The sequence below is a fragment of the Neobacillus niacini genome (assembly GCF_023715785.1).
GTDB lineage: Bacteria > Bacillota > Bacilli > Bacillales > Cytobacillaceae > Neobacillus > Neobacillus niacini_E.
On record NZ_JAMBOX010000003.1, the window covers coordinates 1 to 24984 of the forward strand.

Genomic DNA, 24984 nt, shown 5'->3' on the forward strand with positions numbered 1-24984 from the left:
GAAACCGACTTTCAGCTTACCGACATGTGTCGATAAGAATGATCCGGTATTAGCACCGGTTTCCCGGTGTTATCCCAGTCTTACAGGCAGGTTGCCCACGTGTTACTCACCCGTCCGCCGCTAACCAGCGGGACTTGCGTCCCAGTGATTCGCTCGACTTGCATGTATTAGGCACGCCGCCAGCGTTCGTCCTGAGCCAGGATCAAACTCTCCAATAAAGTTGAGTTGATTAGCTCATAAATGTTACGTTGGCTTCATTTCAAAAGAAATGAATGTTTATTGTTGACGTTTTTGTTTGTTTAGTTTTCAAAGAACTATCTTGGGTTGCCGCTCAAAAGCGACTTTCTTAATATATCACAAGGTGTTTATTAATGTCAACACCTTTTTTTCAAACCGTCAACTGCAGAAAGCTTATTAAAAGATGTTTCGCAGCGACGGTTATTAATATACCAAGTATCCGAGAAAAGGTCAATAGCTTTTTTTATTTTTTTACGATAGTTTTTCACTAACGCGATAACACCGATGAAAAACTCCTTGGCCTTTGGTTTCAATATTAACAATTTCTAATAAGTGTTTTTCGAGTAGATATTCAAGCAGTACAGCCATATCCACTGAATAAGGACACAATTCATCCTCACTCATGATTTCACTGAACATCCAATAATCCTTTGTACTCAATACTTCTAATAAATGCGCTGAACCGATCTTAGTCCTGGAATGAATTAAAAATTCGCTGGCAAGGAATAAAAGTTCAAGCCGTTGTTCAATCGTTTCCTCACTATTGACCAGTTCCACATATAATTTATAAATTTCCGGTTCAATTTGTTTCACTTGCTGCCAAACAGTCAGTTCTGGATGAAGGCCATTTTCGATGATCGCCAGCCGTGCCAAGTGATGAAGTGAATGTACCACATGATTATAGGCATCAAGATACTGTTTATGCTCAAAAAGTGCCTTCCCGTCAACATAACGGCGAAGCAGTTTGGCGAATTCCAGGCCCATTTTTATTTTTCGCCCATTAAACGGGAATTCTTGTAACTCGGTTTTTAAGTTGGCGATATATTCATTACGGTCAAATAGAATTTTTGAATGATGCAGCCATTCAAAAATTTTGCGATTCGTCCCTAATAATAGCCATTGTTGCAGTTGTTCCACTGTTATAACATGCATTGCTGCTTTTTTATCATCATAGGAGTAAAGTTTTGTGTATACCGGCTGCTCCGCTTCCTTGACAATCACCAATAAAATCACGTCAAATGAATCGGTTGTTTGACTTGTTCTTTGTTTCTTTTCTACCAATAATATCCCCAGGGTATTCAGTTGGCTTGCCCGCTCTTGATAGAGGGGCCGAAGAATGTCTTCCATTCCGTTTACCTCCAATTTCCTCGTTAGCAATATATGTTCGACAGCAATAGGAAATATCCTGCTAAAATTTAAGACAAAATTCGACATCCTTCATTGAGTTTCCTTTTTTCTCTTCTCGCTAAATTATGGTATAGTTTGTCTAGGAGGGAGACTCATGGCGAAATATTCAAGTAAAATAAATAAAATCAGATCTTTTGCACTAGGGTTAATTTTTGCCGGCTTTATTGTTATGTACGCGGGCATTTATTTTCGTACCTCACCAATTATTATGACCATTTTCATGATTCTTGGTCTGCTATTTATTATTGCAAGTACAGTGGTTTATTTTTGGATTGGCATGCTATCAACGAAAACAATACAGGTTAAGTGTCCAAATTGCGGAAAACACACTAAAATGCTCGGCAGAGTCGATATGTGCATGTATTGCAACGAGCCGTTAACCCTCGATCCCAATCTTGAAGGAAAAGAATTTAACGAAAACTACAATAAATCTAAAAGTAGAAAAGGATGACCTAAGCCTAAAAGCTTTGGTCACCCTTTTTATTAACACCAAAAAGGCCGATTCCGTTCAATCAGCCTTTACATCGTTTAATGAACTTCTTTACTGGAACACTCCGGACAAGTACCGTAGATTTCCATACGGTGATTTGCCACCTTAAATCCAGTCACGTGTGTTGCCAAGTGCTCAACCTCATCTAGTCCTGGGTAATGGAAATCAACGATTTTCCCGCATTCCTCACAAATGACATGATAGTGATGTGAGGTGACAAAATCAAAGCGGCTTGAGGAATCACCATAGGTTAATTCTGTTACAAGACCTACTTCACGAAATACCCGTAAATTATTGTAAACTGTTGCCACACTCATATTTGGAAATTTGCCTTCAAGAGCTTTATAAATCTCATCCGCAGTAGGATGTGACATCGAGTTTATTAAATATTCAAGTATCGCATGACGTTGTGGAGTAATACGAACTCCGGTATCCTTCAAGGTATCCAACGCTTCTTTTAATTGGTTCATCGCCATGCACCTTCCTTCTGAAAAAGATTCTTATTTTATAATTGTTATAATTAGTTTACTAGGTATTTTGTACTTTTGTCAACATTGTAATACCACTAACACAATGTTTTTAACTATTTCTATACATTTTAGCGCCAATTTACAAACAGTTCATGCCTTCTATATTAACTATGTAATGTTTGTTCGTTCACTCCTAGTTTATGGTTCACATACCGCGCCGTTACAAACAATAAATCGGAAAGCCGGTTTAAATAGGCCAATACAAGCGGATTCGCCTCTTCCCCTAAGCCGACTGCACATCTTTCCGCGCGTCTTGCAATCGTACGGGCTACATGAAACGCTGCCCCTGCTGGATGTCCACCAGGCAAAATAAAGTTTGTTAACGCTGGCAGCGTGCCATCCCATTCATCTATCATTTTTTCCATTTCTTCTATATCCGCAGCGGTCAGCGACCACTTAACCTCTTTCCCCTTTGGTGTTGCTAGTTCCGCACCAACATGAAATAGGTTCGTTTGTATTTTATGATAAACTTTTTCAATTATTTCTTTTCCTTGGAAATTTTCCTTACTTAAATGGCTAAGGGCAAGTCCGATCATTGAATTTGTTTCATCGCAGGTGCCGTACGCTTCCACCCGCAGGTCGTTTTTTGCTACCCTTTGCCCGTAAATGAGCGAAGTCGTACCCTTATCGCCCGTTTTCGTATAGATTTTCATCGCCGCATCCCCTTTTATCATCACAATTTTTTAACTTTATCATATCACCTATATTGTTTATAAGAAAAGGCAGAACACTGTTGCCATTAAAAAAAGGGCCGCTCGCGACCCTAAAAAAATTATCTGAGGAGGTATGCCCTAATAAAATGATATTCAAAACCAGCATTCTTGCATTGGACAAATGCCTTTTTCGATGAAAATAGGCGTTAAAAAGACTTAAAGATTTTCCCTAATAAATGCCAATGCTTCCTCCACATGGCCTTTCACTTGGACCTTGCGCCATTCCTTGGCTACTCTGCCTTCTTTATCGACTACAAAGGTAGATCGTTCAATGCCCATGTACTCTTTACCAAAGTTTTTCTTTAGTTTCCAGACGCCATAAGCTTCTGCCACCTGGTGATCCATATCCGCCAGCAGCAGGAACGGCAAACTGTATTTCTCGACAAACTTTTGGTGCCGCGCGACCGGATCGGGGCTGATTCCCAAGATAACTGCATTCAAATCGGCAAACTCCTGATACTTGTCCCTGAAATCGCAGGCTTCGGTGGTACACCCTGGTGTCATATCTTTCGGATAAAAGTAGATGACAACATTTTTTCCATGCAGGTCAGATAACGTTACGGTTTCTCCCGTTTGGGCTTCCAATGTAAAATCCGGCACTTTGGTTCCGATTTCAACTGTCATGCCATTCACTCCTTTTGAAAAATATTCCTATTTATAGGCTACCGATAGTTTTATGATAATGCAACTTTCTTGTCTTATTTTTCGCGTTCAAACATTACTCTCGCAACAAACGCCGCCGGGAGCGTGTACCCAATCAGAGCCTCAATCGCTGCAATGAACCGGCCGATTCCATGCGGGATGACATCCCCGTTTCCAACCGAAAACAGCATCATCGAACTAAAATAAAAGCTCGTTTCAAAAATACTATAATGCTTTGCATTATTTGCTTCCCTTAATACCGACATTCCCATTAACTCAAAAATTAAATAAATAAGACCAAAACCGATGATCAGCGTCAGATAAACGGTCGCCAAATAGAAAAAGTTATCTAATGAGACTATTTTGCCTTTGATTGTATTTGGAATAAACAGCGTGCGGATACTCATAAAAATGCAAAATATTACGATTGGCAGCAGAAAAAAAACCACGGAGCAACCACCTCAAAAATAGAATAACTGCTACTCTATTCCTATGCGAGCTTGGCCGATAAAATATCAAAAACCGGACAAGTTGCCCGGTTTTTGATGTGGCGCTAATTCCCTGCACCGCGGTATTTTTTGACGCCCTGATTCCAGAGCATAACCGATAGGACAAAAAAGATAATGCCGATTAGTGGTGTTAAAAACGAATACCAATACCATTCTTTTTTTTCAAGAAAAAAAGCAGCAGGATAAACACCGGCAAAAGCAAATGGCAGGATCCAGGTCAGCACAAAGCGAATTAATTTGTTGTAAATGTTGACGGGGTAGCGCCCGTAGTTACTGATATTATACATCATCGGCATCAGCGACGTTCTCGCATCCGCCCAAAAGCTGATGCAGGCCAACATGATAAAAATGCCGCCGTAAACGAGCGCACCGCCGATTACAAACACGATAAATAGGATTGGTTCATACCATTCGATGGTGAGCCCGAGCCTGCTGCCGGCATAAAGCATAACCGCTATGCCGGTAATTCCTCCTAAAAGTGATTCCAGTTCCAGCCGCTCCAGAATAATCTGAAACAGGCTGTGAATCGGCCTTGTCAGGATGCGGTCCAGTTCCCCTTTGACAATGTAACGTTCATTAAAATCCCAGATGTTAAAAAACGCCGAGAACACCGCGAACGGCACGAGGAAAAACCCGTAAATGAAAATGATTTCATCCCTGCTCCAGCCACTCAACAAGTCCGTGTGGCCAAACACCACTAATATAAAGATTAGGTTGATGGCCTGCGACAGCAAATCCGAGAAAAACTCAACAAACAAATCGGTACGGTATTGCAGTCTTGTTTTGATATATTGTGACAGGTATTGAAAAAACATGGATACGTAAAACACAGCTTACCCCCCTTGAATCACAAGCTGTTTTTTGGCAATGGACCACAGCCAGAGGATGGGTAGATAAAGAATAACAACCCAAAGAAACTGCTGGCCAAGGGCCGCGATGGCTTGCTGATGTGTAAAGCCTTCGGTGTAAATCATGCTTGGGATATAGCTGATACCTTGAAACGGCAGGAATTTCATGATTTCTTGCGCCCAGCCGGGGAAAAAGCTCATCGGCAATATCAGCCCGGAAAACAAATCAATGACCACCCGCTTGGCGCGAATCAGGCCTGTATTATTATATAAGAAGAAAGTCGTAATTCCTGTTAATAAGTTCAGTTCGGTATTGATAAAAAAGCTCAATAGAATCGAGATGGCAAAAAGCCCCCAGACACCGAGATCCCAAGTAAATTGTATCGGGAAAACAAAATAAACGATGATGAGTCCGGGTAGAGAGAAGAAGAACAAGCGAAAAATTCCTTCCCCGAACGCTTGCATCGTTTTCATCCCCAGGTAGTTGTAGGGCCTGATTAACTCAACCGCCACTTTTCCCTCTTTGATTTCCATCGCCATTTCCCGATCGAGGTTGTTGAAATAAAACGCGCGCGCCATCCAGGAAATGGCCACGTAGGTTGTCATTTGGGCAATAGACAGTCCTTGAATATCCGTTTTTGCCCCGTATATCGCCTTCCACAAAAAGTAATAAGCCCCAATATTGATGCTGTATATGAGGATTCCGGTATAATAATTCGTCCTGTACGCCAGCATCATTAAGAAACGGATGCGTATCATTTCCAAGTATTTATCCAACTTCCACTGCACCCTTTTCATAAATATTGCGGATAATTTCTTCCGTCGAAGTTTCGTTGATTTTGATGTCCTTGATTTTGTAATTGGCCACTATTTTGGCTATGAGCATCGAAACGAGTTCATCGTGATCTTCTACATTAGCCGTAAAGATATGCTCTTTTTCATCCAGAGCCCATTTAACCGGCATTCCTGTGGTGAGGGCTTTGACGGCTTGAAGGTCGACTTTTTCAAGAAATTGAAATTGCAGCTCTTTACCGTCTCCCAAGTTTTCCTTGAGATGTTTTAGCGCCCCGTCGTAGATGATACTTCCCTCATCGAGCATGATGACGCGGTCACACAACGCCTCGATATCAGTAAGGTTATGCGTGGTTAATAGAATGGTTGTGTTATATTTCTCGTTAATTTCCTTTAAAAATTCACGGATTTTTAATTTTACGAGCACATCAAGGCCAATCGTCGGCTCGTCAAGAAATAAGAGCGGCGGGTTGTGAATTAGTGCGGCCGCGAGTTCACAGCGCATCCGCTGACCGAGCGATAATTTTCTGACCGGCTTGTCGAGGAGCGGTTCGATGTCCAGCGTTTTGATGACATGGTTCATATGGTCGTCGTATTGCTCGTCGGTAACCTTATATACCTTTTTGAGCAGGCGGAACGATTCCTGGACAGCGATATCCCACCAGAGCTGCGAGCGCTGCCCAAAGACGACGCCGATGGTTTGCACGAATTGTTCTCGCTGCTTGTGCGGGTTCATCCCGTTCACGATGATTTTGCCCGATGTTGGCGTTAAGATTCCCGTTAGCATTTTGATGGTCGTGGATTTACCTGCGCCGTTTTCGCCGATGTAACCGACCATTTCTCCTTGGTTTACAGTAAAGCTGATGTCGTTCACCGCTGGAACGACTTTATAATTTCTTGTGAAAAGGTCACGGAACGCCCCTGCCAAGCCAGAACGGCTGGAATAGGACTTGAATTCCTTTCGCAAGGTATCTACTTCAATTGCACGTTGTGTCATTTGGTAACCTCCTGTTGCTCTTGCTTACCCTAATGTTTTAGTTTAGCCAAATTGGGATGGGAACACAACTTTGGAGCATTGGAGTGTTGGGGTGCGGCCGGGATAAGGATGATGGCATATTAGACAAATTGCGTTAGATTTTTGAAAAAGTGTCTTTTAGAAGGGGGGCTATTAGACAGTTTGAGGTTGATTCCATGGCAAAGTGTCTTTTAGAAGGCTTCTATTAGACAGTTTGAGGTTGATTCCATGGCAAAGTGTCTTTTAGAGGGCTTCTATTAGACAGTTTGAGGTTGATTCCATGGCAAAGTGTCTTTTAGAGGGCTTCTATTAGACAGGTTATGATTGATTTCATCGCAAAGTGTCTTTTAGCCAGCTCCTATTAGACAGTTTGAGAATAATTTCATCGCAAAGTGTCTTTTAGCCAGCTTCTATTAGACAGTTTCCCTCCGATTTTTGTGAAATTGTCTTTTATCACCGCCTCCCCCCAAAATAGTCGAAACATTAATACAACAAAATCATGATAGAATATGTAAGGAAACGAAAAAAGGAGGTAATTATTGTGCATTTTACCAATTCAGAACGATTACATAACGAAGCGCTCCAGCATATTGTCGGCGGTGTCAACAGCCCGTCACGTTCATATAAAGCTGTAGGCGGCGGTGCTCCGGTTGTGATGGAGCGGGCCCAGGGCGCTTATTTCTGGGATGTCGACGGCAACCAGTATATCGACTACCTGGCGGCGTATGGCCCGATCATCACTGGCCATGCGCACCCGCATATTACCGAGGCCATTAAGCGTGCAGCGGAAACGGGGGTCCTATACGGCACGCCGACTCCGCATGAAGTGAAATTTGCCAAAATGCTGAAGGAAGCGATACCCTCATTAGACAAGGTTCGCTTCGTCAACTCCGGAACAGAGGCGGTCATGACAACCATCCGCGTGGCCCGTGCTTACACCGGCCGCGACAAAATCATCAAATTTGCCGGCTGTTATCACGGACACTCTGATCTAGTGCTTGTTGCTGCCGGTTCTGGCCCATCCACTCTTGGCACACCAGATTCCGCCGGGGTGCCGAAATCTATCGCTCAAGAAGTGATTACTGTCCCATTCAACGATATCGAACCATTCAAGCAAGCTCTAGAAAAATGGGGCGACCAAATCGCCGCCGTTCTCGTCGAACCAATCGTCGGCAACTTCGGGATTGTCGAGCCAAACCCTGGATTCCTTGAACAGGTTAACGACTTGACCCACGAAGCCGGTGCACTTGTCATTTACGACGAGGTCATCACCGCGTTCCGCTTCATGTACGGCGGTGCCCAGGACCTTCTTGGCATCAAGCCGGACTTAACCGCACTTGGAAAAATCATTGGAGGCGGACTGCCAATCGGCGCATACGGCGGCCGCAAAGAAATAATGGAAAAAGTGGCCCCGCTCGGCCCGGCTTACCAAGCCGGCACGATGGCCGGAAACCCCGCTTCCATGCTTGCCGGGATTGCCTGCCTTGAAGTCTTGAAACAGCCTGGTGTGTATGACTACGTGGACCGCCTTGGCGCAATGCTTGAAGAAGGAATTTTGGCGGCGGCAAATGAATTCGATATCGAGATTACTATCAACCGCTTAAAAGGTGCGTTCACCGTTTATTTTACAAATGAAAAAATCGAGAACTATGAGCAAGCCGAAAACACCGATGGAGAAATGTTCGGTAAATTTTTCAAATTGATGCTTCACCAAGGAATTAACCTTGCGCCATCGAAATACGAAGCATGGTTCCTAACTATCGCCCATACAGAAGAAGACGTGGAAGCGACTCTTCATGCAGTCAGAAATGCATTTTCATCACTAAAGCAGTAATAAATATACAGATTTTATGCAAAAAAAGAGAGCTATTCAGGCTCTCTTTTTATTTCTCAAAATTTAAAAACGTTTGCAATAACGGATTTTCATCTATTTTTTCGATTAAACCAATGCCAAATCCATATCCAAAATACTGAATATTTATTTGATGTCTGAAAATTCTTATGATAATATTAGACTATTATTTTTGCTTTTTTATCCATTTACAATTTTACCTCATTAAAGCACCAAATTATTTCTCAAATTTATTGTTTCATAGGAGGTGAAGCGGCTTCCTTTAGTACCACTGAAGAAGCCCGAACAAATGACACAAAGATGGACCCCTTCCCTATTTAAAGATTTCTACAAGCAGGAACACGATGCATGCGGAATCGTCGCCAGCCTTGAAAAAAGCAAAATTCCGACCAGGAAAAATATCTTCAACTGCATTAACGCGCTTGTGACCATGAATCACCGTGCTGGTTTTATCAACGGTGAAGGGGACGGCGTTGGAATTCATGTCGATATCCCAACCGAGCTCTGGAAAGAAAAACTGCGCCAAGCCGACCTTGATCCATCACTTTTGGAAAAAGAAGAATTCGCCGTTGGGCATGTGTTTATTAGCAAAAATGTAAACTGGGAATCTACGAGACAAGAATTAATCAACAAACTAACAAAACACCATTTACAACTAGTTTTTGAAACCGACAAAGTGACCGACTCTTCTGCATTAGGGCCAATTGCAATCCAAGAAAATCCTGTATTTTGGCAATTTGCCTGTCTTTCCGATAAAACCGGCGATGAATTAAACAAGGTCTTGTTTGAAGCTCTGGTAGATTTTGAGTCAAACGAGAATGTTCACGTAGCCTCATTAAGCCAAAATCATGCCGTATACAAAGTTATGGGAGCCGGTGATATTCTGCCGCGTTACTATCATGACCTTGCCAGCCCGCTTGTCGCTTCAACAATGACGCTCGGCCATAACCGCTACTCCACCAATACACTATCAAGCTTTTTCCGGGTCCAGCCATTCAGCGTCATTGGACATAACGGTGAAATCAATACGATTGCCAAGCTGCGCGATGAGGCCAAAATGATTGGCGTGCCACTCGTGAAGGACGGCAGTGACTCGCAGGATTTAAGCCGGACAATGGAAACTCTGATTTGCCGTGACGGCTATTCATTGTTTGAAGCGATGGATCTTCTGTTCCCGCCAATCATCAATGAAATCAAAGCATATCCGGAACATTTGCAAGATTTATATACTTATTTGCGCGAGGCATGGGGCCATTTCGCTCAGGGCCCTGCGGGGATCATCTCCCGCTATGGCGATGAAGCCGTGTTTAGTGTCGACGCTTTGGGCCTGCGCCCGCTTTGGATGCTGGAAACCGATACCTCCTACCTGTTCTCCTCTGAACCAGGAATTATTCCATCCAGTGAGTACGTGAGCGAGCCAAAGCCGCTCTCCCCTGGCGAGAAAGTAGGTTTTAAATGGAACGGTTCGGAGTTGGCTCTTTATGAGCATGGTGACTATCAAAATGAAGTTTATAACCGCTTTTCGAAACGGCTCCTGCTTAACGAAGCACGACTCCGGCTGCAGCCACCGTTGTTAAGCAAAACCGTTACGATGAGTTATCCGGACAAAATCCATAACGGCCAATATAAAGCGTTCGGCTGGGAACGGGACCATATCCAGTTGATTGAACAAATGGCGGAAAAAGGTGTCGAGCCGATTCGCTCGCTTGGTCATGATGCCCCGCTGGCGGCGCTTAATCCTGAACGCGTCAACATTGCCGATTATATCAAGGAAAGTGTTGCGGTTGTGACCAATCCGGCGATTGACCGTGACCGGGAAACTGAGCATTTTTCCACACGCGTGATCATTGGCAATCGTCCGGTTTTAAACGCTGCCCAAGACACTGGGACTGTGATTGAACTGACAACTCCGATTCTGTTGGAAGGCAAAGCCGGCTTTAGTTGTTCAGAAACGCTGGGACAGCCAAGCTTTGACCAAGTGGTCTATCATTTCCAAGAACAAAAGTTAGCTGCTTATATTTCGACTACTTTTTTAAAAAATGAAACAATCAATGAGGCACTTGATCGACTCGCCAGTGAAGCTGTTCATGCTGTAAAGCAGGGAAAAACCTTGCTTATTCTCGATGATGCGAAAGCCCATCAGGACGATTCTTACTGGCTTGACCCTCATCTAGTCACATCCGCGATCGACCAGGCATTGGTCAAGGCGGAACTTCGCCGCGATTGCTCGCTGCTGCTGCGTTCGGCCGCGATTCGCTCCTTGCACGATTGTGTAACCGTGTTTGGCTTGGGTGCGGATTTAATCAGCCCATACTATATGTTCCTGACGGTTCTCGGTGAAACGACCGCACCGCTTGTAAACCTGTACGGCGCTTTGACCAAGGGTCTTGAAAAAGTGATTTCAACCATTGGCATTCATGAACTGCGTGGCTATGGGCGCCTATTCTCGAGCATCGGCCTGAACCAAGAAGTTGCCGAGGTGTTAAATGTCGTAAACTTCTTTGGCTCCTCCGAGCTTGAGAGCAATTTTGAAGCGATGAAGCAGGATGCCTTTAAACGGGCTGAGGATTACCAAAACGAGAAAGAACGAGTCGGAAAAACGATCCACCTGTTCCCGCGGATTTGGAAGGCAATTGGGGAAGTGGCGGCAACCGGCGATTACAGTGTGTACCGTGAAAAAATTAACGAGCAAGAAACCGAAAATCCAACGACCATTCGCCATTTGGTCGGTTTAAAGAATAGCGCCAATCCTGTGTCACCTAGCGAAGTCAATATTACTGTCGGCGATCATGATCTGCCGTTTTTGATTTCTTCTATGTCCTTTGGCTCTCAAAACGAGATTGCCTTTAGGGCTTATGCAGAGGGGGCTGACCGCTTAAACATGGTCAGCTTGAACGGGGAAGGCGGCGAAATCAAGGATATGCTCGGGAAATATCCGCGAACCCGTGGGCAGCAAATTGCCTCGGGACGATTTGGTGTCAACGCCGAGCTGTTAAACTCTTCGAATCTATTGGAAATAAAAATTGGCCAGGGCGCCAAGCCTGGTGAGGGCGGCCATTTGCCTGGATCGAAGGTTACCGCCAAGGTCGCGGCGGCCCGTAATGCGACACTTGGTTCAGACCTGATTTCACCATCAAACAACCATGATATTTATTCAATTGAAGATTTAGCACAAATGATTCAAGAATTAAAAACAGCCAATGACAAGGCAAAGATTGCCGTTAAAGTGCCGGTGGTTCCAAACATTGGCACCATTGCTGTCGGGATTGCCAAAGCAGGCGCCGATATCATTACCCTAAGCGGTTTTGACGGCGGGACCGGTGCCGCAAGAATCCATGCTCTGCAACATGTCGGCCTTCCGGTTGAAATCGGGGTTAAAGCGGCCCATAACGCCCTGCTGGAAAGCGGATTGCGCCATAAAGTAGAGCTTTGGGCAGACGGCGGGATGAAGAGTGCGATGGATGTTGTTAAAATCATGCTGCTTGGTGCGAACCGGGTTGGTTTCGGGACACTGGCCATGCTGTCAATCGGCTGTACCACCTGTCGCGGCTGTCATTTGGATACCTGCCATGTCGGGATTGCCACGCAAATTGAATCGGAGGCACAGGCGAAAGAGCACGGACTGCGCCGCTTCGTCCCACGTCAGTATGACTTGGCCGTTCAAGGCATCATGAATCTGTTTACCGCTTTTGGCAACGAGGTGAAAGCACTTGCCGCTTCCCTAGGAGTTCGCAACCTTCAAGAGGCTGTCGGCCATTCCGAGTTTTTGGAGCAGGTAAAGGGCGGGAACCAGCTTAATCTCTCCTACTTGCTGAAACCGCTGGAAATTAGCCAGTTCGCCAGAATTGAAGCCGCCAAGACTGCGGCTGAAGCCCAAATGCAGGTCGCAGCCGGTGCAGAGTATCTCGATGCAAGTGTCGATCAGCTTCACGCTTCAAGAGAGTTTGTCAGTGTCACTTCCGAACAGAGGGTATTGGGCAGCCGAGTTTCTTGTCACCGCGTACGCGGCAGACTTGATGGATCCTACAAGCAGTTGCCAAGTGTACAGCTTAAGTACAAGGATGGCTCTATTCCAGGCAACGGCCTCGGGGCCTACAACAGCGAAGGCATTTACATTACTGTCAATGGCGGCGGCCAGGACGGTGTTGGGAAAACTTCCTTCGGCGGCAGCATTTATGTATTGAAGTCAAAAGGGAAAAATGGCGAATATTTAAATGGCTCTGTCGGAAAAGGCTTTGGCTATGGGGCCCAAAAAGGCCTGCTAGTTGCCCAAGGCAATGCCGATGCCCGTGCCGGAATCAGGCTTTCAGGGGCCGATTTGCTCATCGGCGGAAAGCTGAAAAAGCCGCTTCCGGAAAAAGAGACCGGCAATATCGGGGCCAATGCTAATATCAAGGGCTTTGCCTTTGAATATATGACCAACGGCCGCGGCCTTGTACTTGGCGACCCAGGTCCATGGATTTGTGCCGGCATGACAGGTGGTGTCATCTATACCCGCCATCAGCCGGAAATGGGACTGACCAAGGATGCAATTAAGCGCCGAATCGCTAAAGGCGCGAAGGTCTCCGTTCTGGATTTATCCGAAAAAGGAAAGCAGGATATCGAAGAACTGTTAACCAAATATAGTGATTTACTCGAACAGAATGGACAGTCACATGAAGCATACCAGCTTCGTCGATTGTTAGCCGCTCCGGAACAGCATTTCGTTCAGATCAGCCCGGTAAAGGAACAGGCCGACCCAGCTGTTTCAACTGAGTAAAATTCAAAAAAGCATTCGCGCGTTTGTTTCAGCGGATGCTTTTTTTGGGTATCGCAGATATATTGGGGATTATCGCAGATATATTGGGGATTATCGCAGATATATTGAATTTTCCGCGGATATATTTAAATAATCGCGGATATCCCCCATTTTTGTGCGGATAAAACTTATTACCCGTCCCTTGAAGATAATGTCATATAATATCCCTTGCCAATGCAAATAAATCCATGTATGATACAATATTGTTTAACATTGAACTAAGATTATTTTTTGGAAAGGAAATTTATTAATAATGAAGTTAGGTGCCCGCATTTTTAAAACGGGAATTGCTATTGTTTTATCACTTTACTTGGCGCAATTGCTGCACTCCCCCTCTCCGGTATTTGCAGCCATAGCCGCGATCTTTGCCATCCAGCCAACGATTTATCGTTCCTTTTTGACCATTATCGAACAAATCCAGGGGAATTTGATTGGCGCGATTATGGCCGTGGTTTTTGTATTATTGCTGGGAAATCATTTTATAGTGATTGGTCTCGCTGCCATTATTGTGATCACTGTTAATCTTAAACTGAAACTTGGAAACACGATCGGTTTGGCGCTTGTGACGCTCATTTCGATTATGGAAGCACCCGGCGACAACTTTTTGACTTTTGCCGGCATCCGCTTTTCCACGATCATGATTGGGGTATTTTCGGCGTTTATCGTCAATCTCGTGTTCATGCCGCCGAAATATGAAAATAAGCTTTATCATAAAATCGTCGATACCACCGGGGAAATCATCAAGTGGATTCGCCTAAGTACCCGTCAGGATTTTGATCATCAGCTTCTGAAAACCGATATTGGAAAATTAAAAAACGATATTAAAGAGATGGAACAGTTTTATTCTCTGTATAAGGAAGAAAGAGACTATTTAAAAACACACCACTTAGACAAGTCCCGAAAGCTGGTGGTTTTCCGGCAAATGACGATCACCGCCAAAAGAGCCCTAGATACGTTAAAAAGATTGCATCGCTTTGAAAATGAAATGCTAATGCTGTCGGAGGAGTTTCGGTCTGCGCTGCAGGAGCAAGTCGATAACCTTATATATTTTCACGAACAGCTGATGCTGCGCTTCATCGGAAAGGTGCCAACTCCGCCCTCAAACCAGGAGGAGAAGGTAACAATCAATAAAGAAGAGCTGTTTCACTTCTTTTTGCTGCATCAAAAGGAAATCGATGAGGAGAACAATCCGCAACTATACCATACCATGCAAATTGTCGCATCGATTATTGACTACAGCGAGCAGGTAGAACATTTGGATGTGTTAATCACCAGTTTTCATTACTACCATAACAACGAGATTTCAATTGAAGAACAAGATGATTAAAAAACCCGAAGCAGTTCCGATACTGCATCGGGTTTTTTTCGACGCTAAACGGTCGCTTCCTCATTTTTCTTTTCAATTTGCTGTACCTGAAATAATTTATAATAATTGCCTTGCTTCGCCATCAACTCGTCATGCGTCCCGATTTCAACGATTTGGCCGTGTTCAATTAACACAATCCGGTCGGCATGGGTAATCGTAGAAAGACGGTGTGCGACAATAAAGGTCGTCCTGTCCTTCGCCAATTCATCAAGTGCTTCTTGAATGTAATGCTCGCTCTCCAAGTCGAGTGCCGAAGTTGCCTCATCGAGAATCAAGATTGGCGGATTTTTCAAAAATACGCGGGCAATCGCGACTCGTTGTTTCTGGCCGCCAGATAGCTTAACTCCCCGCTCACCAACCTTTGTACCATATCCTTCGGGAAGATGCAGAATAAACTCGTCAGCATTCGCTGCCTTAGCAGCCCGAAATACCTCTTCATCATCCGCCCCCGGTTTCCCCAGCAAAATATTCTCCTTAACTGATTCACTGAATAGAATATTGTCTTGGAATACAACGCCGATTTTATCCCTTAATGACTGCACCTTGAACTCACGAAGATCATGGCCATCTAGCAGAATCCTTCCTTTGGTGACATCGTAAAACCTCGGAATCAGGCTGACCAGCGTTGATTTTCCCCCGCCGCTCATGCCGACGAGGGCGATCGTTTCGCCTTTTTTCACCTCTAAGGAGATATTTTTTAACACCAGTTCATGGCCTTCGTCATAGGCAAACGAAACATCCTCAAAGGTGATATTTCCCTTAACATTGCTGCACTCGACCGCATCGGGAGCATCGACAACATCATATTTTTCATCGAGAAATTCAAACACCCGGTCCATCGAAGCAAACGATTGGGTAATCGTTGTCGAGGAGTTGACCAACCGGCGCAGCGGGCTATAAAGCTTATCGATATAGGCGAAAAACGCCACCATCGTTCCTAACGAAAGCTGACCATGAATAACAAGATAGGCCGAGTAACCAATCACAAGTAACGGAGCAATGTCAGTAATCGTATTGACTACTGCAAATGACTTGGCATTCCAGCTTGTGTGCTGAAGCGCCTTGTCAAGGAAGTTTTTATTCTGTTTATCAAATTGAGTCTGCTCATAGCCCTCAATCGCAAAGCTCTTGATCACCGGCATTCCCTGGACCCGTTCATGAAGATAGCTTTGCACCTCGGCTAGTGCCTGAGAGCGGACGCGAGTCAATCGGCGTAAGTTCCCAAAAAAGTATCTTATCGAAAAAGCATATAGTGGGAACAGCAAAACTGAAACGATTGTCAATTTTACATTCATCGAAAACATAAGAATAATGGCAATAACAATGGTGGCGATATCAAGCCAAAGGTTCATTAACCCGGTCACGACGAATGTCTTTGTCTGCTCTACGTCATTGATCACCCGAGAAATGATTTCCCCTGCTCTTGTATTGGCATAATATTTAAAGCTTAATTTTTGAATATGCTTATACATCCTATTACGGATATCGTATAAGATCCTGTTCGATGTCCACTGGGCAAAATATTGACGATAATACTCAATTGGCGGCCTGAGAATAACAAATATGATTATCATAATTCCCATAAGAAGGAGCAGTTTGTCAATTTTATCATCAGTGGCTAGTTTTGCATTCCCGACGATATCATCGACCACGTATTTTATTAAAATTGGAATAATCAGCGGGATGGAAAATTTTACAATACCAATAATGATGGTGGCAAAGATTTGCCATTTATATGGTTTTACAAATTGAAGATAACGCCTGATGCTATCCAAACCTTTCCCCCCTTTCCTTTTTCAGCAAAAACACCTGTTGACTTTCATCAACAGGCGTTTGAACCAATACACAAATTACCGTCTGTATGTTAAATACCGTTCATACCAGATATCGATAAAATCCGGTGCAAATGGGCCGCTGCGCTGGCGAATCCACTGAATCAGTTTATCGACATTCCGTTTTAGAATTTGGTCAATCACATCTGGATAATTCATTTCGCGGCGGTGACGTTCATACTCATCCTCGTCCAGTAGATTAAAGGTCATATCAGGAAACACTTTAATATCAAGATCATAGTCAATATACTTCAGTGCCTCACCATCAAAAATAAACGGCGAACTGATGTTGCAATAGTAATAAATCCCGTCTTCACGAATCATGCCAATAACATTAAACCAATATTGCGAGTGGAAGTAACAAATAGCCGGTTCCCTTGTAATCCACGTTCTTCCATCTGATTCGGTAACAAGCGTTCGATCATTAGCGGCAATTACTATATTTTGCGACCCTTTTAAAACAGTTGTTTCTTCCCAGACGCGATGGATGTGCCCATTGTGTTTATAGCTATGTATTTGTATTGGTTCACCTTCGATGGGTACGCCCATTTTCTCCCCTACCTTCATCTTGACCTTTGCCACCTAATCCGAACATATAATAAACGACAAAAGGCAACAAAGAATAATTCCTGTTTTCTATTATTATAACGGTTGAAGCCTAAATTTAAAACAAAAGAGCCATAATTCACTAGGCTCTTTGTAAAAATTTGCGCTTTTTTTCTATTATACAGTGGCCGGCAAATTGATTTCGCGGTAAGAATTGATGACCTCTTCTGTTTGTTTTTCAAAAATTAACTGGATTTCTTTTAATTCTTTCTTCATCATTTGTATATCTGCTTGGATGGTTTCAAGATCGGTTTCATTTTGTAATGCTTGCAGTTCGGCCTCGATTTCCTGGCAACGCTCAAGCTCAGCTTGCAAAAACAACAGTTTTTCCATTGTGACCATCTGTTCGGAAACTAATCGGTTAAATTGATTCATGTTCCTCACCGCCTTCATTAGAGTACCTAATATGTATTCTCGAAAAAATCATCATTTTCCTTTGACAACTTCTGTTGAAAAAAAAGAAGTTTTGTCGAGTGGTGAGTGCGACGCACAAAAAAGGAGACACTCAATATCGAGTATGAGCGCCTCCTAACGTAAGTATTCTTTTATTAGCTTTGGCCGAATTGACCATTTCCAGCATTGCCGCCTTTTTGAGCAGAGCGAGCATTCTGTTGTCTAACTTCTTGTGCATTTGTTTCACTTGCAAACTCAGTGCCAAATTGGCCAGATGCACCAGCACCAGCACCAGCATTTCCGCCTCTTTGAGCAGAAGCTTGGTTTTGTTGTCTAACTTCTTGTGCATTTGTTTCACTTGCAAACTCAGTGCCAAATTGACCTGCACCGCCTGCACCTTGAGACTGGGCATTTTGTTGTCTCACTTGCTGAATGTTAGTTCCAGCAGAAGTTTTGTTAGGCTGTTGATTGAAATTTGCCATTGTTATCACCTCCACGAATTTAATTTGCCCGTCTTCGTGGAGATTATCCGAAGATTTTTATTGAATAATTTTAGACAAGTAAGGATATGCCGCCATCGACAATAATCGTCTGACCGCGAATCATGCTCGACTCATCAGATAGCAGGAACATCACGCTATTGACAATATCATCTATTTCCACCATGCGTCCTGCCGGTGTTTTTTCAGCTGCATCGCGGAGCATTTCGTCACGGTTTGGAAAATGCTTTAAGGCTTCGGTATCGACCGCACCGCCTGAAACGGCATTGACGACGATATTTTTCGGAGCCAATTCAACTGCCAGATATCTGGTCAGGGCTTCAAGTGCCGCTTTTGACACGCCAACGGCCGTATAGTTCTCCAAGTAGCGAATGGAACCGAGAGAGCTGATGCTGACAATTTTCCCGCCGCCGTTTTTCTCCATCAGCTTAGCCGCTTCCTGGGCACAAAACAGGAGTGCCTTGCTGTTAATATTTAAGGTCCAGTCCCAATGTGATTCTTCGAGCTCCATCGCCGGGCGCTGAACTCCTGATGCGGCATTGTTGACAAATATATCTAGCCTGCCAAATTCCTGGTCGATTTGTGCAAACATATCTTTAATTTTGGAAACATCGCCAACATTAGCTTTTACCACTAATACTTTTCTTCCCAGCGCTTTTATTTGCTCGGCTGTTTCTAGTGCTCCTGATTTGCTTCGCGCATAATTAATTACAATATCGTATCCCGCCTCGGCCAGGCGAAGCGCGGTTGCTTTGCCGATTCCTCTGCTGCTGCCGGTAATCAGCGCTACTTTTTGTGTCATTTTTTCCCATCCAATCTTTTTTATGTATCGCTATCATTTTAGCCTTTCCGTGAATAGATGACAATTTTTATATAAAAACTAAGTGGAAATTACGTTTGAAAGGAAGTTTTTGAATGTACGAAGGCAGGGATATGACGGAGTTGTCGATGATGGCAAAATCGGATTGGAATGATTCAGAGCTTTTCTTTTTTCATCACGCCCTCCAGCAAATGACCCCATATTTAAACAGTGAAGGGCAATCGATTCACAGGCAGATTGTCGAAGAAATTCAAAATCGGGGCGGGTTGAATAGCTAAATAAAATGAACGCCGTCAAAGAATTCGGCGTTCATTTTTTATAAATCCTGATAGAGCTTAAACATCTTCTGATACGGAACCGGGAAAGCATGATCGGTAATTTCCTCTACAGGTACCAATTTCCATTCATTGCTTTCTTTAATGTTGGAATTTATTTTTCCGATATATACCTTCAAATTCCAAACAAGATGCGAGAACACATGTTGAATCTGGCCAATAATCTGGTCAAGACTGATTTTTAAATCAAGGGTTTCATCAAACAATGCTACAACTTGCTCGCGTTCGTGCTGTAATGGATGCAGAATCTCTATAGTCGGAAACTCCCATAAATTCGCCAGCAGTCCTTCAGAAGGGCGCTTATGGATTAAAATCCTGCCTTTCTCGTCAACCAAAATGGCTGAGGCCAACTCCACATTTCGTGTTTTTGTTTTCTTCGTTTTAACCGGCAGTTCCGACTGTACCCCTTCTTCAAATCCCTGACAGTGGTCGCGTACCGGACACAATAGGCAGGAAGGAGATGTTGGAGTACAAATTAACGCACCCAATTCCATCATCGCTTGGTTGAACGAAGATGGGTCATCATGGGAAATCAGTTCGCGCACCGCCTCCTCAAACACTTTCCTGGACGAAGGTTTGGCAATATCCACCCAAATCGAAAGAATCCTTGATAGGACACGCATGACATTGCCATCAACGGCGGGTTCCGGAATTCCGTAAGCGATGCTCAAAATAGCTCCGGCGGTATAGGGGCCGACGCCTTTCAACCCGCTAATTTCTTCGGGGGTATTCGGTACCTCGCCATGATATTTTTCCTTTACTTCCCTGACGGCAGACTGCAGATTCCGCACCCGGGAATAATAACCGAGCCCTTCCCAGGCCTTTAAGACCTTATCTTCCTCGGCATCCGCCAAATCGTCAATCGTCGGAAACCATTCAATAAACCGATTGAAATAAGGAATGACTGTATCAACCCTTGTTTGCTGCAGCATAATCTCGGAAACCCAAACCTTGTAAGGGTCGCGATCCTTTCGCCATGGAAGGTCACGCTGCTCCGCTTTAAACCATGAAATTAAATCATTTTGAAATGCATTTATATTGATTTTTTTGACATTTTCTTGTTCAATTGACATAACATTTACTCCTTTATTAGTAAACCACATGAAATTAGGGAATATAATAAGAAAAGCGGAAGCGCCTCGACCAGCCCCGACAAGCATAAGGCGAGCCGGCAGGATGCCAACATCACTGAGTAATCTTCGAAGCAGGCATGCGACGAGGTAAACATTACTTCCTCGAATAAACTATACCGCAGGAGCAAGGTTCCTAGTTAGGAAACTTTCCTAAATTGACTTATGACCTCGAGGGGCTAGGCGCTGGAGTTAGACAATAATAAGTAATTCTGTATTACGATAAGTCAAATTGGCAAATTTGACAAGAATTTTACAAGGGGGAAAACTTTTTGGATACTGGAACTCATGTTGTGATGGGGATTGCTCTTGGCGGTTTGGCAACACTCGATCCGGCAGTTGCGGCCAGCCATGCGACCACAACCAGTGTTTTAATAGCAACGATTGCTGGTTCACAAATACCAGATATTGATACAGTGTTAAAATTACGAAATAACGCTATTTATATTCGTAATCATCGCGGTGTTACCCATTCCATACCTGCGGTTTTATTGTGGCCGCTTCTGATAACGGCAGTTATTTATCTGTTCATACCAGATGCGAATCTCCTGCACCTATGGGCTTGGGCCTTTGCGGCCGTGTTTATCCATGTCTTCGTTGATATTTTTAATGCCTATGGAACGCAGGCACTTCGGCCGTTTTCAGCCAAATGGGTCGCGCTTGGGGTGATTAACACATTTGACCCGTTTATATTCGCAATTCACATTATCGGTATCATCCTTTGGATTGCGGGTGCCAATCCAGGCTATACCTTCCTTTTGATGTATGCCATCATCATTGGCTATTATTTGAGGCGATACCAAGCAAAAAGGCGGGTGCTGGTTGAGGTTCGCTCCCTCATACCAGATGCCACTGACATCATTATCGCTCCGACGATGAGGTTCCATCAATGGAAGATAGCAGCAATGAACGAGAACATCTTTTTTGTAGGACGTTCAGTAAATGGCAAGGTGGAAATCTTGGACCGCTTTAGAAGGGTGCCTGTACCAAAGACACCAGTAATTGAAGCAGCCAAAAAGGACGAAAACATTGCGGCATTTCTGTCGTTTTCGCCAGTCTACCGTTGGGAAGTGGATGAATACGACACCTATTACGAGGTTCGGTTTATCGACTTGCGCTATCGTAGCAACGGCCATTATCCGTTTGTCGCAGTTGTTCAATTAGACTTAGACTTAAATCCGATTACTTCTTACACCGGATGGGTGTTCAGCGAGAAAAAGCTGCGGAAAAAGTTAGGAATCCTTCCTGGATAAATGAAACTCGCCGGCGATTTGCAGCCGGCGAGTTTTTGTTTTAATGGAGCATTTTGTCCGATTGATCAAAGTATTTTTCAAATTTAGGGTTTGTTGCCGCAAATTCATGAAGCTTGTCCCCATAATTTTCAATCCACTGTTTGACAATCCGTTCGGTCATTTCGCTGCCCATGTATTCCTGACCAGCACGGGCAGATGTAGTTTCAAAGTCCTCCCACAGCAGTTCAACCCAAGTCCTGGCTTGGTTATAGGAGAGCTGGTCATTTTTTTCAAGCAGCAGCTTGGTTAATTTTTCATGATAGTCGTTCATCAATAAGCCCCTTTGCCATTTTCTTTTAACATAAGCGAAAAAAATAAAGTCCATACTAATGGTACGTGTTAAGCATTGAACCGCACCTTTGCTTTTCACGTTCTGGAGTCCATTAATGGAGGTACAGCATGAGAAATAAACAGACCGGTTTCCCGAATCAAAATAATAACAAGCTCGAGGGAGAGCCACGGGCGAAAGCGGAATACGCTTCCCGCCGAGCAGATGGCACCATCAACACACATCCTCAGGAACGGATGCGCGCATCAGGCGAGCGCGATGATGAATCACCGCAGGTTTGGAAATAGTTTGCAGTCACGACAAGCCAGAGATACCTGCCTCTGGCTTGTCAAACCACTATTTCAAAGATTTAAGCAAAGAAATCGGCAGCGCCTCTTCCTTTCCGTCCCCTTTCAGGCGGTAGCCCCAGGCAAATACGCCATTTAAGTAATCGATTTTAAAGTATTCGCCAGGTGCACCCTCTATTTCGTAAATTTCGCCTGGATTAAACACTTTCGGGTCAAGCATGTAAGCACGAGCCATATGTACTTTGCGTTCGAGCACGGCAAACTCATTTACCATCCCCATTTGCTCCGCTTTACGCGCTTGCTCTTGGAGTTTGGCTATTTCCTGCCGCAATTCATGCTGTGTCATTTCACTATATCGTTTCTCCTGCTGCATCCTCGTTCACCCCTCTTTATTTTAGTATAATTATTTTTGTAAAATTAATAAAGTATTAACGGAGGCTGCATATGAAATCACTAATCGTTACAGGCGGAGGTTCAGGATTGGGGAAGGAACTTGCCCTGCTTTTTTCACAAAAAGGTTTTCATATCTTACTGGCAGGAAGGACAGTTGAAAAATTAACCGGAGTGAAACACGAAATTGAGGCCAGCGGCGGAAAAGCCGATACCCTTCAGTTGGATGTTAGCAATAGCGAAGAGCTTTCAAGGGTGATTGGCAATGCCAGCAAAAAATATGCTATTCACGGTGTTGTGAATAATGCGGGGGTGGGCCATTTCGGAGCGTTCGTGGAAATTACCGAAAAGCAAATAAACGAAATGCTGGATACGAACGTAATCGGCACCATTCTCGTAACGAAAGCTGTTTTGCCATTGTTGGTGGACAAGGGTGAAGGCCGGGTCATGAATATTATTTCAACAGCCGGTTTGCGCGGAAAAGTTAATGAGGCTGTTTATTGTGCCAGCAAATTCGCTGTCCGCGGCTTTACCGAAGCACTGCAGAAGGAGTATGAAGGCAGCAATATCAAATTTAATGCAGTCTACATGGGCGGGATGAAAACCCCGTTTTGGGACGCAGGTGACTATGTGAAGGACCCATCCAGGCTGCCGTCAGCCAGATCCGTAGCTGAGGTTATTATGCAACAGATCGATCAGGATACGATTATTATTGAGAGTAAAAAATAATAGTGACACGTTTTTTCAGTGGACGAAAGACATTTTGTTCTGCTATTTTAGTGATTTTGTCTTTCATCGACATGATGAAAGATACTTTGCTGAATTTCTGGGTGGATTTTGTCCTTCATCTGCTTGATGAAGGACACTTTCCAGGTTTTCTGGGTGAATTTTGTCCTTCATCGGCTTGATGAAGGACAATCTGACCAACTTCCCTAAAGAAATTGTCTTTCATCAGTTCCCTGAAAGACATTTGTGCAAGAGAATTAGCTGTTTTGTCTATTAGAGGGTTTCTATTAGACACTTTCGCAGCTATTCCTAGTCATTTTGTCTTTTAGAAGCCCTCTATTAGACACTTTTACCGCTCTACCAACCCATTTTGTCTTTTAGAAGCCCTCTATTAGACACTTTTACCGCTCTGCCAACCAATTTTGTCTATTAGAAGCCCTCTATTAGACACTTTTACCGCTCTGCCAACCAATTTTGTCTATTAGAAGCCGGCTATTAGACACTTTCGCAGCTATCCCCGCCTAATTGTCTTTTAAACCAGCCCTATTAACACTTAGGAATTTTCTAGTTGCCCAAGATACTTCTCAATCAAATCTATCGAAAAGCCTTTCCGATACAAAGCCTGCTTCATTTTTTGCTCAAATTCATAACCGCTCAACTGTCCGTATTTCCGCAGTGCCTTTTCCCCTTGGAAGCGAATGGCTTCTATTTCCGCATCCCCGTTATCCACCTCGGTTTCGCTAATGGCGATTTGAATGACCTCAAAGGAATACCCTTTTCGAAGCAGCGTTTGTTCAAGCTTTTGCTTTTGGATGCGCATGGACTCCTTGGAATTTTTATTAAAAAATTTTCCAGCGATTTTGATCGCTTTTTCAATTTGTTGCTCCAATGGAAACTCCCTCAGGGCATTGGACAAAATTTGCTCGCTGATCCCTTTTTCCTTCAGTTCTTGCTTGACGGTATCCGGCCCCTTGTCCGTCGTATTGGCCTGGGTCCGGACATAGGCCAGGGCAAACTCTTCATCATTGAGGTATTTCTGGGATGTTAGTTTATGCAGCACCTCGTTGATGACCGGCTCTTCCACCTCTTTTTTCTGCAAATAGTCGCGGACTTCTTTTTCAGCCCTCATCCTGCGTGCGAGATAATTGATCGCGAGGTTATAGGACTTGCGGATATCGTCCTGATACTGAATTTCCATTAACGAAAACTCATCGATTTCCATGCCTTTCTTCAACTGAAATTTGATAAACACATCACTGTCGACACTGAAGGCAAATTCTTCGCCGCTGCCGCGGTCCATAAACACATTAAAGCGGTCCTGATTTTTTTTCTGCGTGGTTATTTTTGTAATAATGCCCATCTTGTTCACTTCACTTTGCCATATTCTTCTTGAAAATATTATAC

25 protein-coding genes and 1 rRNA gene are annotated in these 24984 nt (G+C 44.0%); 8 read left to right on the forward strand and 18 right to left on the reverse strand.

The window, feature by feature from the left end; all coding sequences use genetic code 11:
* Positions 1 to 218 (reverse strand): 16S ribosomal RNA (locus M3234_RS07570); the annotation flags it as partial.
* A 271-nt stretch (positions 219 to 489) separates the two neighbouring features.
* Positions 490 to 1365 carry a nucleotidyltransferase-like protein gene (locus tag M3234_RS07575; protein WP_262304138.1) on the reverse strand — a complete coding sequence of 292 codons (876 nt, stop codon included), beginning with the start codon at positions 1363 to 1365 and terminating at the stop codon, positions 490 to 492.
* Between the two features lie 154 nt (positions 1366 to 1519).
* Between M3234_RS07575 and M3234_RS07580 the strand changes: the two genes are divergently transcribed.
* A complete protein-coding gene (locus tag M3234_RS07580; RefSeq protein ID WP_262304139.1) occupies positions 1520 to 1876 on the forward strand; it encodes a YgzB family protein in 357 nt (118 codons plus the stop codon).
* A 77-nt stretch (positions 1877 to 1953) separates the two neighbouring features.
* On the opposite strand, the gene perR is transcribed toward M3234_RS07580, so the two are convergent.
* The 7 genes from perR to M3234_RS07615 form a co-directional block, all read right to left on the reverse strand.
* Positions 1954 to 2391, reverse strand: a complete 438-nt coding sequence (gene perR / locus M3234_RS07585) for a peroxide-responsive transcriptional repressor PerR (protein ID WP_262304140.1) — start codon at positions 2389 to 2391, stop codon at positions 1954 to 1956.
* 158 nt (positions 2392 to 2549) lie between these two features.
* A complete protein-coding gene (locus M3234_RS07590; protein WP_262304141.1) occupies positions 2550 to 3098 on the reverse strand; it encodes a cob(I)yrinic acid a,c-diamide adenosyltransferase in 549 nt (182 codons plus the stop codon).
* A gap of 216 nt (positions 3099 to 3314) precedes the next feature.
* Positions 3315 to 3782 (reverse strand): thioredoxin-dependent thiol peroxidase, encoded by a 468-nt coding sequence (gene bcp, locus M3234_RS07595; protein WP_262304142.1) that lies wholly within the window; start codon positions 3780 to 3782, stop codon positions 3315 to 3317.
* A 74-nt stretch (positions 3783 to 3856) separates the two neighbouring features.
* On the reverse strand, positions 3857 to 4249 hold the full coding sequence (locus M3234_RS07600; RefSeq protein WP_262304143.1) for an ion channel: 393 nt from the start codon (positions 4247 to 4249) through the stop codon (positions 3857 to 3859).
* A 104-nt stretch (positions 4250 to 4353) separates the two neighbouring features.
* The gene (locus M3234_RS07605) at positions 4354 to 5139 is read right to left on the reverse strand and encodes an ABC transporter permease (protein WP_262304144.1); all 786 of its coding nucleotides are present in this window, start codon (positions 5137 to 5139) and stop codon (positions 4354 to 4356) included.
* A gap of 3 nt (positions 5140 to 5142) precedes the next feature.
* Positions 5143 to 5934 (reverse strand): ABC transporter permease, encoded by a 792-nt coding sequence (locus M3234_RS07610; protein ID WP_262304145.1) that lies wholly within the window; start codon positions 5932 to 5934, stop codon positions 5143 to 5145.
* Entirely contained in the window at positions 5927 to 6946 is a 1020-nt protein-coding gene (locus M3234_RS07615; protein ID WP_262304146.1) for an ABC transporter ATP-binding protein, read from the reverse strand. Before M3234_RS07615 ends, M3234_RS07610 begins: the two co-directional genes overlap by 8 nt.
* Before the next feature lie 559 nt (positions 6947 to 7505).
* Between M3234_RS07615 and M3234_RS07620 the strand changes: the two genes are divergently transcribed.
* The 3 genes from M3234_RS07620 to M3234_RS07630 all read left to right on the forward strand — a co-directional run bounded on the left by M3234_RS07620 (position 7506) and on the right by M3234_RS07630 (position 14941).
* Positions 7506 to 8798 (forward strand): glutamate-1-semialdehyde 2,1-aminomutase, encoded by a 1293-nt coding sequence (locus tag M3234_RS07620; RefSeq protein ID WP_311315629.1) that lies wholly within the window; start codon positions 7506 to 7508, stop codon positions 8796 to 8798.
* Positions 8799 to 9105: 307 nt separating this feature from the next.
* On the forward strand, positions 9106 to 13575 hold the full coding sequence (locus M3234_RS07625; RefSeq protein WP_262304147.1) for a glutamate synthase-related protein: 4470 nt from the start codon (positions 9106 to 9108) through the stop codon (positions 13573 to 13575).
* Between the two features lie 292 nt (positions 13576 to 13867).
* Complete coding sequence (locus M3234_RS07630) at positions 13868 to 14941, forward strand: FUSC family protein (protein WP_262304148.1); 1074 nt, start codon at positions 13868 to 13870, stop codon at positions 14939 to 14941.
* 44 nt (positions 14942 to 14985) lie between these two features.
* On the opposite strand, the gene M3234_RS07635 is transcribed toward M3234_RS07630, so the two are convergent.
* The 5 genes from M3234_RS07635 to fabL all read right to left on the reverse strand — a co-directional run bounded on the left by M3234_RS07635 (position 14986) and on the right by fabL (position 19113).
* The gene (locus tag M3234_RS07635) at positions 14986 to 16755 is read right to left on the reverse strand and encodes an ABC transporter ATP-binding protein (RefSeq protein WP_262304149.1); all 1770 of its coding nucleotides are present in this window, start codon (positions 16753 to 16755) and stop codon (positions 14986 to 14988) included.
* Positions 16756 to 16830: 75 nt separating this feature from the next.
* Entirely contained in the window at positions 16831 to 17361 is a 531-nt protein-coding gene (ntdP, locus tag M3234_RS07640) for a nucleoside tri-diphosphate phosphatase (RefSeq protein ID WP_262304497.1), read from the reverse strand.
* A 174-nt stretch (positions 17362 to 17535) separates the two neighbouring features.
* Positions 17536 to 17793, reverse strand: coding sequence for a YgaB family protein (locus M3234_RS07645; RefSeq protein ID WP_262304150.1), 258 nt, complete (start codon positions 17791 to 17793; stop codon positions 17536 to 17538).
* A gap of 173 nt (positions 17794 to 17966) precedes the next feature.
* Complete coding sequence (locus tag M3234_RS07650) at positions 17967 to 18293, reverse strand: gamma-type small acid-soluble spore protein (RefSeq protein ID WP_262304151.1); 327 nt, start codon at positions 18291 to 18293, stop codon at positions 17967 to 17969.
* 70 nt (positions 18294 to 18363) lie between these two features.
* The gene (gene fabL, locus M3234_RS07655) at positions 18364 to 19113 is read right to left on the reverse strand and encodes an enoyl-[acyl-carrier-protein] reductase FabL (protein WP_262304152.1); all 750 of its coding nucleotides are present in this window, start codon (positions 19111 to 19113) and stop codon (positions 18364 to 18366) included.
* 113 nt (positions 19114 to 19226) lie between these two features.
* Here fabL and M3234_RS07660 point away from each other — a divergent pair, with 113 nt between their 5' ends.
* Positions 19227 to 19409, forward strand: a complete 183-nt coding sequence (locus M3234_RS07660) for a hypothetical protein (protein ID WP_262304153.1) — start codon at positions 19227 to 19229, stop codon at positions 19407 to 19409.
* Between the two features lie 38 nt (positions 19410 to 19447).
* Here M3234_RS07660 and mutY read toward each other — a convergent pair whose 3' ends face one another.
* Positions 19448 to 20539: an A/G-specific adenine glycosylase gene (gene mutY / locus M3234_RS07665; RefSeq protein WP_262304154.1), complete on the reverse strand. Its 1092-nt coding sequence runs from the start codon at positions 20537 to 20539 to the stop codon at positions 19448 to 19450.
* A 329-nt stretch (positions 20540 to 20868) separates the two neighbouring features.
* On the opposite strand from mutY, the gene M3234_RS07670 reads away from it, so the two are divergent.
* A complete protein-coding gene (locus M3234_RS07670; protein WP_262304155.1) occupies positions 20869 to 21849 on the forward strand; it encodes a metal-dependent hydrolase in 981 nt (326 codons plus the stop codon).
* Between the two features lie 40 nt (positions 21850 to 21889).
* On the opposite strand, the gene M3234_RS07675 is transcribed toward M3234_RS07670, so the two are convergent.
* Entirely contained in the window at positions 21890 to 22159 is a 270-nt protein-coding gene (locus M3234_RS07675) for a YfhJ family protein (RefSeq protein WP_066305327.1), read from the reverse strand.
* A 128-nt stretch (positions 22160 to 22287) separates the two neighbouring features.
* On the opposite strand from M3234_RS07675, the gene M3234_RS07680 reads away from it, so the two are divergent.
* Positions 22288 to 22464, forward strand: coding sequence for a small, acid-soluble spore protein K (locus M3234_RS07680; protein ID WP_066305329.1), 177 nt, complete (start codon positions 22288 to 22290; stop codon positions 22462 to 22464).
* Positions 22465 to 22513: 49 nt separating this feature from the next.
* Here M3234_RS07680 and M3234_RS07685 read toward each other — a convergent pair whose 3' ends face one another.
* Positions 22514 to 22837, reverse strand: a complete 324-nt coding sequence (locus M3234_RS07685) for a YfhH family protein (RefSeq protein WP_262304156.1) — start codon at positions 22835 to 22837, stop codon at positions 22514 to 22516.
* Between the two features lie 71 nt (positions 22838 to 22908).
* Here M3234_RS07685 and M3234_RS07690 point away from each other — a divergent pair, with 71 nt between their 5' ends.
* On the forward strand, positions 22909 to 23583 hold the full coding sequence (locus M3234_RS07690) for an SDR family NAD(P)-dependent oxidoreductase (RefSeq protein ID WP_262304157.1): 675 nt from the start codon (positions 22909 to 22911) through the stop codon (positions 23581 to 23583).
* A gap of 550 nt (positions 23584 to 24133) precedes the next feature.
* On the opposite strand, the gene recX is transcribed toward M3234_RS07690, so the two are convergent.
* Positions 24134 to 24940, reverse strand: a complete 807-nt coding sequence (recX, locus tag M3234_RS07695) for a recombination regulator RecX (protein ID WP_262304158.1) — start codon at positions 24938 to 24940, stop codon at positions 24134 to 24136.
* Positions 24941 to 24984 lie beyond the last annotated feature (44 nt).

Bases quoted from the DNA above. Each gene is read 5' to 3' on its own strand.
- M3234_RS07650 (WP_262304151.1), bottom strand. From the start codon at position 18,293: ATGGCAAATTTCAATCAACAGCCTAACAAAACTTCTGCTGGAACTAAC.
- M3234_RS07590 (WP_262304141.1), bottom strand. From the start codon at position 3,098: ATGAAAATCTATACGAAAACGGGCGATAAGGGTACGACTTCGCTCATT.
- M3234_RS07630 (WP_262304148.1), top strand. From the start codon at position 13,868: ATGAAGTTAGGTGCCCGCATTTTTAAAACGGGAATTGCTATTGTTTTA.
- mutY (WP_262304154.1), bottom strand. From the start codon at position 20,539: ATGTCAATTGAACAAGAAAATGTCAAAAAAATCAATATAAATGCATTT.
- M3234_RS07580 (WP_262304139.1), top strand. From the start codon at position 1,520: ATGGCGAAATATTCAAGTAAAATAAATAAAATCAGATCTTTTGCACTA.
- M3234_RS07690 (WP_262304157.1), top strand. From the start codon at position 22,909: ATGAAATCACTAATCGTTACAGGCGGAGGTTCAGGATTGGGGAAGGAA.
- M3234_RS07575 (WP_262304138.1), bottom strand. From the start codon at position 1,365: ATGGAAGACATTCTTCGGCCCCTCTATCAAGAGCGGGCAAGCCAACTG.
- M3234_RS07680 (WP_066305329.1), top strand. From the start codon at position 22,288: ATGAGAAATAAACAGACCGGTTTCCCGAATCAAAATAATAACAAGCTC.
- perR (WP_262304140.1), bottom strand. From the start codon at position 2,391: ATGGCGATGAACCAATTAAAAGAAGCGTTGGATACCTTGAAGGATACC.
- M3234_RS07660 (WP_262304153.1), top strand. From the start codon at position 19,227: ATGTACGAAGGCAGGGATATGACGGAGTTGTCGATGATGGCAAAATCG.
- M3234_RS07675 (WP_066305327.1), bottom strand. From the start codon at position 22,159: ATGAACGACTATCATGAAAAATTAACCAAGCTGCTGCTTGAAAAAAAT.
- M3234_RS07685 (WP_262304156.1), bottom strand. From the start codon at position 22,837: ATGCAGCAGGAGAAACGATATAGTGAAATGACACAGCATGAATTGCGG.
- M3234_RS07615 (WP_262304146.1), bottom strand. From the start codon at position 6,946: ATGACACAACGTGCAATTGAAGTAGATACCTTGCGAAAGGAATTCAAG.
- M3234_RS07625 (WP_262304147.1), top strand. From the start codon at position 9,106: ATGACACAAAGATGGACCCCTTCCCTATTTAAAGATTTCTACAAGCAG.
- M3234_RS07645 (WP_262304150.1), bottom strand. From the start codon at position 17,793: ATGAATCAATTTAACCGATTAGTTTCCGAACAGATGGTCACAATGGAA.
- bcp (WP_262304142.1), bottom strand. From the start codon at position 3,782: ATGACAGTTGAAATCGGAACCAAAGTGCCGGATTTTACATTGGAAGCC.
- ntdP (WP_262304497.1), bottom strand. From the start codon at position 17,361: ATGGGCGTACCCATCGAAGGTGAACCAATACAAATACATAGCTATAAA.
- recX (WP_262304158.1), bottom strand. From the start codon at position 24,940: ATGGGCATTATTACAAAAATAACCACGCAGAAAAAAAATCAGGACCGC.
- fabL (WP_262304152.1), bottom strand. From the start codon at position 19,113: ATGACACAAAAAGTAGCGCTGATTACCGGCAGCAGCAGAGGAATCGGC.